12 protein-coding genes are annotated in these 13,217 nt (G+C 67.4%); 1 reads left to right on the forward strand and 11 read right to left on the reverse strand.

The window, feature by feature from the left end:
- Positions 1 to 16 precede the first annotated feature (16 nt).
- Complete coding sequence (locus tag ASE34_RS11975) at positions 17 to 604, forward strand: DUF3043 domain-containing protein (RefSeq protein ID WP_053096724.1); 588 nt, start codon at positions 17 to 19, stop codon at positions 602 to 604.
- A gap of 75 nt (positions 605 to 679) precedes the next feature.
- On the opposite strand, the gene ASE34_RS11980 is transcribed toward ASE34_RS11975, so the two are convergent.
- The 11 genes from ASE34_RS11980 to ASE34_RS12030 all read right to left on the reverse strand — a co-directional run bounded on the left by ASE34_RS11980 (position 680) and on the right by ASE34_RS12030 (position 13,185).
- Positions 680 to 1,702: a quinone-dependent dihydroorotate dehydrogenase gene (locus ASE34_RS11980; RefSeq protein WP_056278951.1), complete on the reverse strand. Its 1,023-nt coding sequence runs from the start codon at positions 1,700 to 1,702 to the stop codon at positions 680 to 682.
- A 10-nt stretch (positions 1,703 to 1,712) separates the two neighbouring features.
- Entirely contained in the window at positions 1,713 to 2,183 is a 471-nt protein-coding gene (gene nrdR, locus ASE34_RS11985; RefSeq protein WP_053096729.1) for a transcriptional regulator NrdR, read from the reverse strand.
- 10 nt (positions 2,184 to 2,193) lie between these two features.
- Entirely contained in the window at positions 2,194 to 3,501 is a 1,308-nt protein-coding gene (hisD, locus tag ASE34_RS11990) for a histidinol dehydrogenase (RefSeq protein ID WP_053099161.1), read from the reverse strand.
- Positions 3,501 to 4,943, reverse strand: coding sequence for a hypothetical protein (locus ASE34_RS11995; RefSeq protein WP_235567493.1), 1,443 nt, complete (start codon positions 4,941 to 4,943; stop codon positions 3,501 to 3,503). Before ASE34_RS11995 ends, hisD begins: the two co-directional genes overlap by 1 nt.
- A gap of 113 nt (positions 4,944 to 5,056) precedes the next feature.
- A complete protein-coding gene (dnaE, locus tag ASE34_RS12000; RefSeq protein WP_053096735.1) occupies positions 5,057 to 8,575 on the reverse strand; it encodes a DNA polymerase III subunit alpha in 3,519 nt (1,172 codons plus the stop codon).
- Between the two features lie 69 nt (positions 8,576 to 8,644).
- Positions 8,645 to 9,766, reverse strand: coding sequence for a hypothetical protein (locus tag ASE34_RS12005; protein WP_082586609.1), 1,122 nt, complete (start codon positions 9,764 to 9,766; stop codon positions 8,645 to 8,647).
- Positions 9,682 to 10,479 carry a sigma-70 family RNA polymerase sigma factor gene (locus ASE34_RS12010; protein ID WP_321163939.1) on the reverse strand — a complete coding sequence of 266 codons (798 nt, stop codon included), beginning with the start codon at positions 10,477 to 10,479 and terminating at the stop codon, positions 9,682 to 9,684. Before ASE34_RS12010 ends, ASE34_RS12005 begins: the two co-directional genes overlap by 85 nt.
- A complete protein-coding gene (locus ASE34_RS12015; RefSeq protein WP_056278954.1) occupies positions 10,370 to 10,969 on the reverse strand; it encodes a GNAT family N-acetyltransferase in 600 nt (199 codons plus the stop codon). Before ASE34_RS12015 ends, ASE34_RS12010 begins: the two co-directional genes overlap by 110 nt.
- Before the next feature lie 42 nt (positions 10,970 to 11,011).
- Positions 11,012 to 11,932 (reverse strand): RluA family pseudouridine synthase, encoded by a 921-nt coding sequence (locus tag ASE34_RS12020; protein WP_053096743.1) that lies wholly within the window; start codon positions 11,930 to 11,932, stop codon positions 11,012 to 11,014.
- Positions 11,933 to 11,934: 2 nt separating this feature from the next.
- On the reverse strand, positions 11,935 to 12,525 hold the full coding sequence (gene lspA, locus ASE34_RS12025) for a signal peptidase II (RefSeq protein ID WP_072592313.1): 591 nt from the start codon (positions 12,523 to 12,525) through the stop codon (positions 11,935 to 11,937).
- Positions 12,526 to 12,576: 51 nt separating this feature from the next.
- A complete protein-coding gene (locus ASE34_RS12030) occupies positions 12,577 to 13,185 on the reverse strand; it encodes a DivIVA domain-containing protein (protein WP_053096747.1) in 609 nt (202 codons plus the stop codon).
- Positions 13,186 to 13,217: the final 32 nt, after the last annotated feature.

Consider the following 13,217-nt stretch of genomic DNA (forward strand, 5'->3'; position numbering starts at 1 on the left):
TGAACCGAGGAACCTCGTGGCCACTACCCCTGTCCCCCCTTCGACGAACGACGACGCCGCCGAGACGACCGCGTCGGGCAAGGGACGCGCGACGCCGACCCGGGCCGAGCAGGAAGCGGCCCGCCGCCGTCCTCTGGTCGCGAACACCAAGGAGGCCAAGGCCGCAGCGCGCGCCGAGCTCAGCGAGCGACGCAACCGCGCGCAGGCCGGTCTGGCGGCCGGCGAGGAGAAGTACCTCCCGGCTCGCGACAAGGGCCCGCAGCGCCGCTGGGTCCGCGACTACGTGGACGCCGGATGGCACCCCGCCGAGTTCGTGATGGGCGTCATGGTGCTCGTCATCCTCATCTCGCTCCTTCCGGCCAACCTCGCCATCGGCGGCTTCGCGATCGCCGGCTGGGCGTACCTGGTCATGATGGCGTACCTGATCCTCGCGATCGGCGGCATGATCCTGCTGGGGATGCGCGTCAAGCGCAAGGTCGCCGCGAAGTTCGGCAAGGACCGCATGGAGCGCGGTCTCGGCTGGTACGCCGCGATGCGGTCGCTGCAGATGCGGTTCATGCGTCTGCCCAAGCCGCAGGTCAAGCGCGGCGACCGCCCCGCCTGATCCCCTGAATCATCGAGAGAGGCGCCTCGTGCTCTATGAGCACGAGGCGCCTCTCTTGTTCGTACGCGCAGCTTCTCAGCGTGCGACGAGGCCCCGGTTGATCTCGCGTCCCCAGAACGGACCGCGGTACAGGAACGCCGTGTAGCCCTGCACGAGCGTCGCGCCCGCTTCGAGTCGCTCCTGAACGTCCGCGGGCGTCTCCACTCCCCCGACGGCGACGACGCAGAACTCTGCGGGCACGGTCGAGCGAACCAGACGCAGCACCTGAAGCGAGCGCTCCTTGAGGGGCGCGCCGGAGAGGCCGCCCGCTCCGATGGCCGCGACCGTCGCCGCGTCCGTCGTGAGTCCATCCCTGCTGATCGTGGTGTTGTGCGCGATGATGCCGGCGAGGCCCTCGTCGACGGCGAGCTTCGCGATCGCGGCGATCTCGTCGTCAGCCAGATCGGGGGCGATCTTGACGAGCAGCGGAGTCTTTCCGGATGCCGCGCGCACCGCCCTGAGCAGCGGAGCCAGCGTCTCCACCGCCTGCAGTCCCCGAAGACCCGGGGTGTTCGGGGACGAGACGTTGACGGCCAGGTAGTCGGCCAGCGGGGCCAGCCGCGTCGCCGAAGCGACGTAGTCGGCGGTGGCGTCCTCGACGTCGACGACACGGCTCTTGCCGATGTTGACTCCGATGACCGTGTCAGGGGCGCCGCGACGCAACCGCGCGAGGCGCCGGGCCGCAGCATCCGCGCCCTCGTTGTTGAATCCCATGCGGTTGATGACCGCACGATCGGCGATCAGCCGGAACAGTCGGGGCTTCGGGTTGCCCTCCTGCGGGATCGCGGTGACGGTGCCGACCTCGACGTGGCCGAAGCCGAGCGCTGCAAGGCCGCGGACACCGATCGCGTTCTTGTCGAACCCGGCGGCGATGCCGAAGGGCGAGGAGAAGCTCAGTCCGAGTGCGTCCACCCGCAGCGACGGGTCCGGCTTCGTCAGTGCCCGCGTCGCCCAGGAGAGCGGAGGCACTCCGAGCACGCGGATCACCGCCATACCGGCGTGGTGGGCGAACTCGGGGTCGAAGCGCGACAGGACAGCGCGAAAGAGCAGCGGATACATCACTGCCAGATTACCGGTCGGCAGGCTCCGGCTTGACGTGGTCGGCGCGCAGATCCGTGATCGCGCTCTCGAAATCCTCGAGCGAATCGAAAGCCTGATACACGCTCGCGAACCGCAGGTATGCGACCTCATCGAGGTCGCGGAGGGGTCCGAGGATGGCCAAGCCGATCTCGTTCGTATCGAGCTGCGAGACACCTGTCTGCCGCACGGCCTCCTCGACACGCTGAGCGAGGACCGCCAGATCGGCCTCGGTCACGGGGCGCCCCTGACACGCCTTGCGCACGCCGGAGATCACCTTCTCGCGACTGAACGGCTCCATGACGCCCGAACGCTTGATGACGTTGAGGCTGGCCGTCTCGGTGGTCGTGAAACGCCCGCCGCACTCAGGGCACTGACGACGGCGCCTGATCGAGAGACCGTCGTCGCTGGTGCGGGAATCGATGACGCGAGAGTCCGAGTGACGGCAGAAGGGGCAGTGCATCTGACCGATCCTACGCGGTGAAACGCGCCTCGATCGCCTCGCCGTGCGCGGGGAGCACTTCGGTCTCGGCGAGGGCGACGACCCCCTCACGGACCTCGGCCAGGGCGGCCCGATCGTAGGAGATCACCTGCTGCGGACGAAGGAACGTGTAGGCGCCGAGTCCCGGCGCATAGCGCGCCTGTCCCCCGGTCGGCAGAACGTGGTTGCTGCCCGCCATGTAGTCGCCCAGACTCACCGGCGTGTGGTCGCCGACGAACACCGCACCTGCGCTCGTGAAGCTGTCGGCGGCGTCCTCGGCATCCTCGAGGTGAAGTTCGAGGTGCTCGGGAGCGTACGCATTGCTGAACGCCGTGGCCATGGCACGGTCGTCGACGAGCACGATCGCGGACTGCGGTCCGTCGAGAGCTGCGGCCACCCGGGTCGCGTGACGGGTCGCGCCGGCCTGCCGCGCCACCTCTTCGGCGACACGATCGGCGAGCTGAGGCGAGTCGGTGACGAGGACGGCCGAAGCCTGCTCGTCGTGCTCGGCCTGACTGACGAGGTCGGCGGCGATGAGACGCGGGTCGGCGGCGGCATCTGCGACGACGAGGATCTCGGTGGCCCCCGCCTCGGAGTCCGTGCCGACGACCCCGGCCACCGCCCGCTTGGCGGAGGCGACGTAGTTGTTGCCGGGCCCTGACAGCACGTCGACCGGGTCGAGTCCGATGCCGGCGACGCCGTGCGCGAAGGAACCGATGGCGCCGGCGCCGCCGATGGCGTACACCTCCGTGATGCCGAGGAGGCCTGCCGCGGCGAGGATCGTGGGGTGGACGCGACCTCCCTGATCCGCCTGGGGCGGTGAAGCGAGCGCGATCTGCTCGACGCCCGCGACCTGGGCGGGGACGACGTTCATGATGACGCTGGAGGGATACACCGCCTTGCCGCCGGGGATGTACACGCCCGCGCGGTGCACAGGCTGCCAGCGTTGGGTGATCGTCGCGCCGGCGCCGATCCGGGTGATCCGACGTTCGGGAACCTGGGCTTCGGAGGCGATGCGCACCCGGCGAATCGCCTCGTCGAGGGCATCGCGGACAGCAGGCGCGAGGGTCTCGAGAGCATCGGCGATGTGCTGCGCGGGCACGCGGATCTCATGACCCGTGACACGATCGAAGCGTTCAGCCTGCTCGCGCAGCGCCTCTTCGCCGCGCTCGCGCACGTCCTCGACGATGCGCGTGGCGGTGTCGAGAGCCTCGGCCCGTGCCTGGGTGGCTCGCGGCACGGCCGCGAGCATGTCAGCCGGCGAGAGCGTGCGCCCTCGCAGATCGATCGTGCGCAAGATCAGCCCTTCGTGATGTCTGAGATGTCGTGCAGGTAGCCGATGCGACCGTCGTCGTGTCGGATGACATAGGCGCCACCGCGGTCCTCGATGACGAGCGCCCACGCATTCGGTCCGATTCGGAAGATGACCTCGCCGCGTTCGTCATGCACGTCCCGCTCGGTCGGCGCGAGGATCCAGAAGGGCTGCGGGGTCGAGTAGGCGTCCTGAGGGCTCGTCGCGGCGAAGTCCGAGTCGTGTTCGACGGCGGGGAACGCGGTCGTCTCGGGCGACGAGACATCTCGCGCGGTCGCACCGAGAAGCGACTCGATGCTTCCGGTGTCGGACACGATCTCGGGTTCCTGGCCGCGCGACCGGCGCGAGTACGCCGGGGTGTACTCCTCATCGGAGGTCGTCTCCTCGGTCCCGGTCCCCCCGCCCGACGCGTGGGAGGACAGCGGCACCTGCTCGGCGACATCGAGACGGGCGACCTCATCGGTCGCCTGCTCACGGGACAGTTCGACGTCGATCCCCTCCGCCGAGGGTGTCGTGTAGGCGGTCGGGGCAGCGTCCGTCGCGTAGGCCGTCGGTGCGGCGTCCGTCCCGTAGGCCGTCGGCGCGGCGTCCGTCCCGTAGGCGTCCGTCACGTAGGCCGTCGGTGCAGCGTCCGTCGCGTAGGCCGTCGCGTAGGCCGTCGGCGCGGCATCCGTCGCGGCGGTGTGGGCCTCAGGAGCGACATCGCTCGACGAGGCGGGCGATGCGTACGACGCAGGTCGCAGGTCCGTGTCGGCCGAAGTATCGGCCTCGACGGCGACGGGAGCGTCGGCGCCCGGGGCGGCAGGCTCGGGGCGAGGACGCGCGATAACCGGTCGGACCGGATTGGCGTTGCGGTGCGCGAGCGTGACGAGTCGGCCCTGGAAGTCTTCCTTGAGGCCGGGCACCAGCGGAGCGAAGACCGTGAGGACGACGAGCGCGAGCGCTGCGAGCAGCTGAACGACGCCGTTCCAGGGCAGCCCGAAGACACCGAACTCGATCGCGAACGCGACGGCGTTCCAGAGTGCGCCGAGCCAGAAGACCGCTGAGACGGAGAACGCCACGGAAGCGAACTGGTCGATCCCCAGCGAGCCGACCCGGCGGATGCCGTCGGGTGAGAAACGGCGGAGGACCAGCAGGAACACGGCGACCGTCGGCACGCCGATCGGGAGGACCCACTGGATTCCGGCACCCCAGATGGACGAGTCTCCGACGTACGGGAAGAACGACGCGATGAAGGCGATCAGCCACACGCCGACGATGAGCAGCTCCCGCAAGGTGAATCCGAGGATGCCGTACTCCGGCGTCACCTCATCGTCATAGAGCACGCCGTCGTCATCGGAGAAGTCCTCGTCGAGAGGTGACTCGTCTGACGCCGACGACCGGTCTGCAGCTGAGTCGTCACTGTTCAGGAAGGGTGATTCCGTGCTCATGGGGAGGGTCCTTTCGCCACGGTGCAGAGCCTTAGTCGTCGTGCACCCGAACGCGTCCCGATACTACCCGGTGCGTCCGTGAGGACCCATCGAGCGGCAGCGTCCGCTGGTGCTCAGCCCAGGCAGGTCGGCCCGAGCAGCGATTTGAGATCTCCGAACAGATCGGCCGAGACCTTGACCGGCATCGGCACGTCGAAGACCTTCGCCGTGCCGCCGCGGTGCACCCGCAGCACGACCTCGGTGTCCCCGTTGTGACGGCGCAGCACGTCGGCGAGCTCGTGCATCACCCGCTCCGTCGCCCTCTGCTCGGCGAGCACGAGCGAGAGCGGACCCGCGGCGTCGAAGGAACCGACATCCGGCGCGAACGCCGACTGCGCATGCAGGTTGAGTCCGTCATCACGCTTCGACACCCGGCCGCGCACGGCGAGGATCGAGTCCTGCTGCAGGATGTGCTGGAACTCGGTGTACGTCTTGCCCATGAACATGACCGTCACCTCGCCGTTGAAGTCCTCGACGGTGATCATTCCGTACGGATTGCCACTGGCCTTCGCGACGCGATGCTGCACGCTCGTGACGAGACCGGCGACGGTGACCTGCTCACCGTCCTGCATGTCCTCCGAGTTGATGAGGTTGTGGATCGAGATCGACGCGTGCTTCGCCAGAGGCACCTCGAGCCCGGCCAGGGGGTGGTCCGACACGTAGAGCCCGAGCATCTCGCGCTCGAAAGCGAGCTTGTCCTTCTTGATCCATTCGGGGCGGGCGGGCACCTTGGCAGGCGGCGCCTCTTCCATTCCGTCGTACAGACTGTCGAAGTCGAAGCCGATCGCACCCTGTGCTTCGTTCCGCTTGCGATCCACAGCCGCCTCGACGGCATCCTCGTGGACTTCGAGCAGCGCACGGCGCGAGTCGCCCATCGAGTCGAACGCGCCGGCCTTGATCAGAGACTCGACCGTGCGCTTGTTCGAGACGTGCAGCGGGACCTTCTCGAGGAAGTGATGGAACGAGGAGAATCGCTCATCCTTGCGGGCCGCGATGATGCCCTCGACCACGTTGCTGCCGACGTTGCGGACGGCACCGAGCCCGAATCGGATGTCGTCGCCGACAGCGGCGAAGTACTTGATCGACTCTGAGACATCGGGCGGGAGCACCTTGATGCCCATTCGACGGCACTCGTTGAGATAGAGCGCCATCTTGTCTTTCGAGTCGCCGACGCTGGTGAGCAGCGCGGCCATGTACTCGGCGGGATAGTGCGCCTTGAGGTAGGCGGTCCAGTACGAGACGACCCCGTATGCCGCCGAGTGCGCTTTGTTGAAGGCGTAGTCCGAGAACGGGAGGAGGATCTCCCAGATCGCGTTGACGGCACCGTCGGAGTACCCGTTCGCGTGCATGCCGGCTTGGAAGCCCTCGAACTGCTTGTCGAGCTCGGACTTCTTCTTCTTGCCCATCGCTCGGCGCAGGATGTCGGCCTGGCCGAGCGAGAACCCGGCCACGCGCTGGGCGATGGCCATCACCTGCTCCTGGTAGATGATCAGGCCATAGGACTCGTCGAGGATGTCGGCGAGCGATTCGGTGAACTCCGGGTGGATCGGTGTGATCGGCTGCTGGCCGTTCTTGCGCAGCGCATAGTTCGTGTGCGAGTTCGCACCCATCGGACCCGGGCGGTACAGCGCGATGAGCGCGGAGATGTCGCCGAAGTTGTCCGGACGCATCAGGCGCATCAGCGATCGCATCGGCCCGCCGTCGAGCTGGAAGACGCCGAGCGATTCGCCGCGACCGAGCAGCTCGTAGGCGCCGCGGTCATCCAGGGCGAGGTGTTCGAGGTCGAGCTCCTCCCCGCGGTTGGTGCGGATGTTGTCGAGAGCGTCCGAGATGATCGTGAGGTTGCGGAGCCCCAGGAAGTCCATCTTGATCAGCCCGAGCGACTCGCAGGACGGGTAGTCGAACTGGGTGACGATCTGGCCGTCCTGCTCGCGGCGCATGATCGGGATGATGTCGAGCAGGGGCTCGGACGACATGATCACACCGGCGGCGTGCACGCCCCACTGGCGCTTCAGACCTTCGAGACCGAGGGCGCGGTCGAAGACCGTCTTCGCCTCGGGATCGGTCTCGATGAGCGCACGGAACTCGCTCGCCTCCTTGTAGCGGGGGTGCGCCGAGTCGAACATGCCGTCGAGAGGCATGTCCTTGCCCATGACGGGCGGCGGCATCGCCTTCGTCAGCCGCTCGCCCATGCTGAACGGGAATCCCAGCACACGCCCCGCATCCTTCAGAGCCTGCTTCGACTTGATCGTGCCGTAGGTGACGATCTGAGCGACGCGCTCGGAGCCGTACTTCCTCGTCACGTAGTCGATGACCTCGCCGCGGCGACGGTCATCGAAGTCGACGTCGAAGTCGGGCATCGAGACGCGGTCGGGGTTGAGGAAGCGCTCGAAGATGAGACCGTGCTCGAGCGGGTCGAGGTCGGTGATCTTCATGGCGTAGGCGACCATCGACCCGGCGCCCGAGCCACGGCCCGGACCGACGCGGATTCCGTTGTCCTTCGCCCAGTTGATGAAGTCGGCGACGACGAGGAAGTAGCCGGGGAACCCCATCTGCAGGATGATGCCGGTCTCGTACTCGGCCTGCTTGCGCACCTTGTCGGGGATGCCGCTCGGGTATCGGTAGTGGAGGCCCGCTTCGACCTCCTTGATGAGCCAGCTGTCCTCCGTCTCGCCGTCCGGCACGGGGAAGCGCGGCATGTAGTTGGCCGCGGTGTTGAATTCGACTTCGCACCGCTCGGCGATGAGCAGCGTGTTGTCGCAGGCCTCGGGGTGGTCGCGGAACAGCTGACGCATCTCTGCGGCGGTCTTGATGTAGTACCCGTCGCCGTCGAACTTGAACCGGTTGGGATCGTCGAGCGTCGAACCGGACTGCACGCACAGCAGCGCCTCATGGGCATCGGCCTCATGCTGGTGCGTGTAGTGCGAGTCGTTGGTGCCGACGAGCGGGATGTTCAGATCCTTGGCGAGCCGGATCAGATCGGTCATCACCCTGCGCTCGATGGAGAGACCGTGATCCATGATCTCGGCGAAGTAGTTCTCCTTGCCGAACAGGTCCTGGAACTCGGCGGCCGCCGCACGTGCGGCGTCGTACTGGCCGAGGCGCAGTCGCGTCTGGATCTCACCCGAGGGGCATCCTGTGGTGGCGATCAGGCCCTTGCCGTATGTCTGCAGGAGCTCCCGGTCCATGCGGGGCTTGAAGTAGTAGCCCTCCATGCTCGACAGCGAGCTGAGACGGAACAGGTTGTGCATCCCCTGCGTGCTCTCGCTCCACATCGTCATGTGGGTGTAGGCACCGGAGCCGGAGACATCGTCGCTCTTCTGATCCGGGGAGCCCCATTGCACACGCGTCTTGTCGCTGCGATGCGTGCCGGGAGTCACATAGGCCTCGAGACCGATGATCGGCTTGACGCCCGCGGCGTTCGCCGCCTTGTAGAACTCGAACGCCGCGAAGGTGTTGCCGTGATCGGTCACGGCAATGGCCGGCATGTCGTAATCTGCCGCCGCCTGCGTCATCGCCGCGATCTTCGCCGCCCCGTCGAGCATCGAGTACTCGCTGTGCACGTGCAGGTGGACGAAGGAGTCGGATGCCATGCCTTCGAGTCTACTTTCGGCATCCGACATCGAGCGTCGCCGCACCTGCCGCCGGGGTCCCGCATCGCTTCAGGGGAGCGAGTCCACGATGCTCACGGTGAAGACGTGCCTCTCGTCTGCCAGGGAGGCGGGGATCAGCGAAGAGGCGACGTCGAGCACCGCGGTCGTCTCCGTGACGAGCCCCGTGGTCGTGTCGATCGTGATCGAGCGCCGCTGAACCGCTGGCTGACCCGACAGAGCCTCTGTCGACGCCGAGAACCGCAGCGTCGCCGAGGTCGCATCGGCGGACACGATCTCAGACCTGGAAAGCATGCTGAGGGCGTCGTACATCGTCGCCCGCTCAGCCCCCGACCCCATGTTGTACGACAGAAGCTCGATGAGGACCCACCCGACCTTGTAGTCCTGATCGCCCGCGACGATCCCCTGATTCTCTCGGATCCACGCGATGAGCGCCGCCGGGTCCGTGGGCATCGCCGAGAAGAACGCCACGAGCCCGTACCCGTCCGGGGTGGCCCAGGGTGCTGATGGCCCGTTCGAGAAGTACGGATCGCCGCCCGAGGCCATCGCCTCCTTGTGCGCCTGGGCGAGCGCCGCGGCGTCCGGCCCGAAGGTGTCGCTCACTGTCCAGGGCTGATCGGTGGCGAAGAACCACTGCTGCGTCGGGTCGGCCGGCGCATAGGAGTTCCAGGAGGAGCTTCCGCGCCAGGCGTTCTGAGCGTTCGACCGATCCGCCTGATACTGCCCGCCGTTCGGATCGGGCTGGTGATAGACGATCTGCTCCGACTGCGTGTGCACGCGCAGGTACTGTCCCGGTGCCAACGTCAGGCCGGTGAACGACCGAGCCGCAGTCGCGGCGGCGCCGAAGGCCCCCGCAGCCGTCATCGGCTCCTGTGTCGGCGCGGGCGTCGGCGACGGCTTCAGCGTCTGTCCTGGCTCCCGCGTCGGAACGGCCTCGATCGCGGGCTTCGGCTGTTCGGTGAGTCCCGCGATCACCAGCACGCCCGCCGTGGCCGCCAGTGCGGCGCCCACGAGCACGCCGGCCACGAGCCGCTTCGGTGCGGCAGGGCGAGCGGACACCGAGGTCTTCCCCGCGGCGATCTCGCTCATCAGTCGAGCGCGGGCCGAGTCGAGATGCGAGTCCACACCATCGACATCCGGCTTGGTCTTCTGAACCTTCTCAAACACGTCCACGGACTTCTCCTTCCTGCTGCATCTCGAACGAACGGGCCTTTCGCGCCGGATCGAGTCGCGTGCGAACGCGATTCAACCGGGAGCGCACGGTGCCCCACAGGCACACCGAGACTCTCCGCGATGTCTTCGTAGCTCAGCCCCTGCCAGGCGTAGAGCAGAAGCGTCTCCCGATCCTTGGGCGACAACGCCGCGATCTTCTGCCGCAGGGCACGCACTTCGCGCTCGGCGTCCACGCGCCGCATCGCGTCATCGAGTCCACCGAGCGACGTATGGTCCTCCCCGACGACCGCGGCGAACGAGCGCCAATGCCGTGCCTCGACGGCTCTGTGCCGACGGATGAGCCGCGAGGCGATTCCGAGCAGCCAGGGAGAGGCTGAGTGCTTGCTCAGGTCGAAGTCCCCTCGACGGCGGAAGGCGACGAGAAAGGTCTCGCTGAGCACGTCCTCGGCGGCATGGGCACCCACCCGATATGTCGCGAACGCGTTCACCGCACGTGCATGTCGGTCGAACAGCTCGGCGAACGCCTCAGGCCGACTCAGCGACCGCCGGATGATCTCACTGTCTGTGCTCACACTATGTATTGCCTCTGACGTGCAGTCGGGTTCACGCTTTCTTCGATCCGTTGCGCGGATCTCGCAGATCGAGTCGCATGAGCACCCGCGGGAAGCCGTCGAGCGTCGAGCCGGTGTCGGCCGCCTTCGCGAATCCGGCACTCTCGAAGAGCCCCATCGTGCCGACGTAGGCCATCGTGAGATTCACCGTCTCGCCACGGTTGTCGACCGGATACCCCTCGATCGCGGGCGCGCCGCTCTTCTTCGCATGAGCCACCGCTCCGTCGATCAGAGCGTGCGAGATGCCCTGTTTCCGATGGCCTGGACGGACGCGGATGCACCAGAGCGACCACACATCGAGATCGTCGACATGCGGGATCAGTCTGTTGCGCGCGAAGCTCGTCTCCCTGCGCGGATGCACCGCCGCCCAGCCCACGGGTTCGTCGTCGAGGTACGCGATCACGCCTGGAGGCGGATCCTGGTGGCAGAGCTCACGCACGCGCTCCGCTCGCTTATCGCCTCGCAGCGCCCTGTTCTCGGCGCTGCCGATGCGGTAGCTCAGGCAGAAGCACACGTTCGACGTCGGCTTCTTGGGGCCGACGAGAGCGGCCACGTCGTCGAAGTCGGTAGCGGGTCGCACCTCGATGCTCATGGGCTCAGTCTGACCCACACCGCCGACATCGACGGCGTCGATTCACTCGCCGCGCAGGATCTCCAGGGCACGTTCGAAATCCGCGGGGTACCCCGACTCGAACTGCACCCACTCCCCCGTCGCCGGGTGGGTGAAGGCGAGCTTGTGCGCGTGCAGCCACTGTCGGGTGAGTCCGAGCCGTGCCGACAGCGTCGGATCTGCTCCGTAGAGCGGGTCGCCCGCGCACGGGTGCCGCAGGGCCGCCATGTGCACGCGGATCTGGTGCGTGCGTCCGGTCTCGAGATGGATCTCGAGCAGCGAGGCTCCCGGGAAGGCCTCGAGGGTCTCATAGTGCGTCACCGACGGTTTGCCGTCGGGAACGACGGCGAACTTCCAGGAGTGATTCGGATGCCGGCCGATCGGAGCATCGATCGTCCCCGTCAGCGGGTCGGGGTGCCCCTGGACGACGGCGTGATAGATCTTCTCCACCGTGCGCTCCTTGAACGCGTGCTTCAGCGACGAGTACGCCGTCTCGCTCTTGGCGACGACCATGAGCCCGCTGGTGCCGACATCCAGACGATGCACGATCCCCTGCCGCTCCGGAGCGCCACTCGTGGCGACCCGGAACCCCGCCGCTGCGAGAGCGCCGACGACGGTCGGCCCCTCCCATCCGAGCGAGGGATGAGCGGCGACGCCCGTGGGCTTGTCGACCACGACGATGTCGTCGTCGTCGTAGACGATTCCGAGTTCCGGAACCGCGATCGGGATGATCCGCGGCTCCTCCTTCGGCTGCCACTCCACCTCGAGCCACCCTCCGCCGCGCAGGCGATCGGACTTGTCGAGCGTCACCCCGTCGACGCGCACGCCGCCCGCCGAGGCGACCTCGGCGGCGAAGGTGCGCGAGAAGCCCAGCATCTTCGCGAGTGCCGCGTCGACGCGCGTCCCGTCCAGCCCGTCAGGAACGGGGAGGGTGCGGAATTCCATGCTCAGCGTCCGTCCGCGGCGGCGGCATCCGGAGAGGCGGTACCCGGGCGAGAGGTCTCGCCTCCGGTCTCCTCGGCCAACGCGGCAGCCTCGGCTTCGTCATCGGTCTCCACAGGAGCGTGGTCACGCTCCCGGGTGCCGTCGAAGCGGAGTCCCAGCACGACGAGCAGCGCGACCGAGATCATCCCGGTGACGATGAAGATGTCGGCGACGTTGAAGATCGCCGGCATCATCCACGGCATCGAGATCATGTCGACCACGTGCCCCATGGGGAAACCAGGATCGCGGAAGAGACGATCGGTGAGGTTTCCGAGCACTCCACCGAGCAGGCAGCCCAGGACGACGGCCCAGAGGCGTGACTGAAGACCCAGGGCCTTCCACACGATCACACCGGCCACCACCGCCAGAGCGATGGTGAAGATCCATGTGACATCGGATCCGAGCGAGAACGCTGCGCCGGGGTTGCGCACGTAGTACAGCTGAAGGAACTCACCGAGCACCGGCACCGGCTGCTGGAGCGGCAGGTTCTCGGTCGTGAGGTACTTCACAAACTGATCGGCGGCCAGCACGATCGCTGCGAGAACCGCAACTATCGCGCCGGCCGCCGACCGACGAAGGGGACGGCGTCCTGGCAAAAGGACGACCTACAGTCCGATCGCGGAAACCGGAGTCGAGTCCGTCGACGCCGACTTCTCGTCGAGATCGCGGAGCTGACCCTCGATGTAGCCGCGCAGCTGCGAGCGGTAATCGCGCTCGAAGTTGCGGAGCTCGGTGATCCGGGCCTCGAGGGCGTTGCGCTCGCGCTCGAGACGAGCCGACTCTTCGCGCTGCTTGGCCTCGGCCTCCGTGCGGATGCGGTTGACCTCGCCTTCGGCCTCGGCGATGAGCTGGGCGCGCTTGGCCTCACCCTCGGCGACGTGCTCGTCGTGAAGGCGCTGAGCGAGCTCGATGATGCCGGCGGTCGCAGTCGCCGAACCCGACGGAGCGGGCTCCGCGGGAGCGGCAGCAGCAGGCGCAGGAGCCTCTTCGACCACGGCGGCGGGTGCCTCTGCAGCGGCTGCGGGAGCGGCCGGTGCATCGCCGGATTCGTACGCGGCCAGCTTGGCCTTGAGTTCGACGTTCTCTTCGAGGGCCTTGCGCCACTCGATGACGATCTCGTCGAGGAAGTCGTCGACCTCGTCCGGGTCGAAGCCGTCCTTGAAGCGGACGTGCTGGAACTGCTTGGTGACGACGTCATCCGGGGTAAGTGCCATGGTGGCTCCTTCGATGAGTTCGGTTGCCAGTT

It is taken from the genome of Microbacterium sp. Root280D1 (assembly GCF_001428975.1).
Taxonomy (GTDB): domain Bacteria; phylum Actinomycetota; class Actinomycetes; order Actinomycetales; family Microbacteriaceae; genus Microbacterium.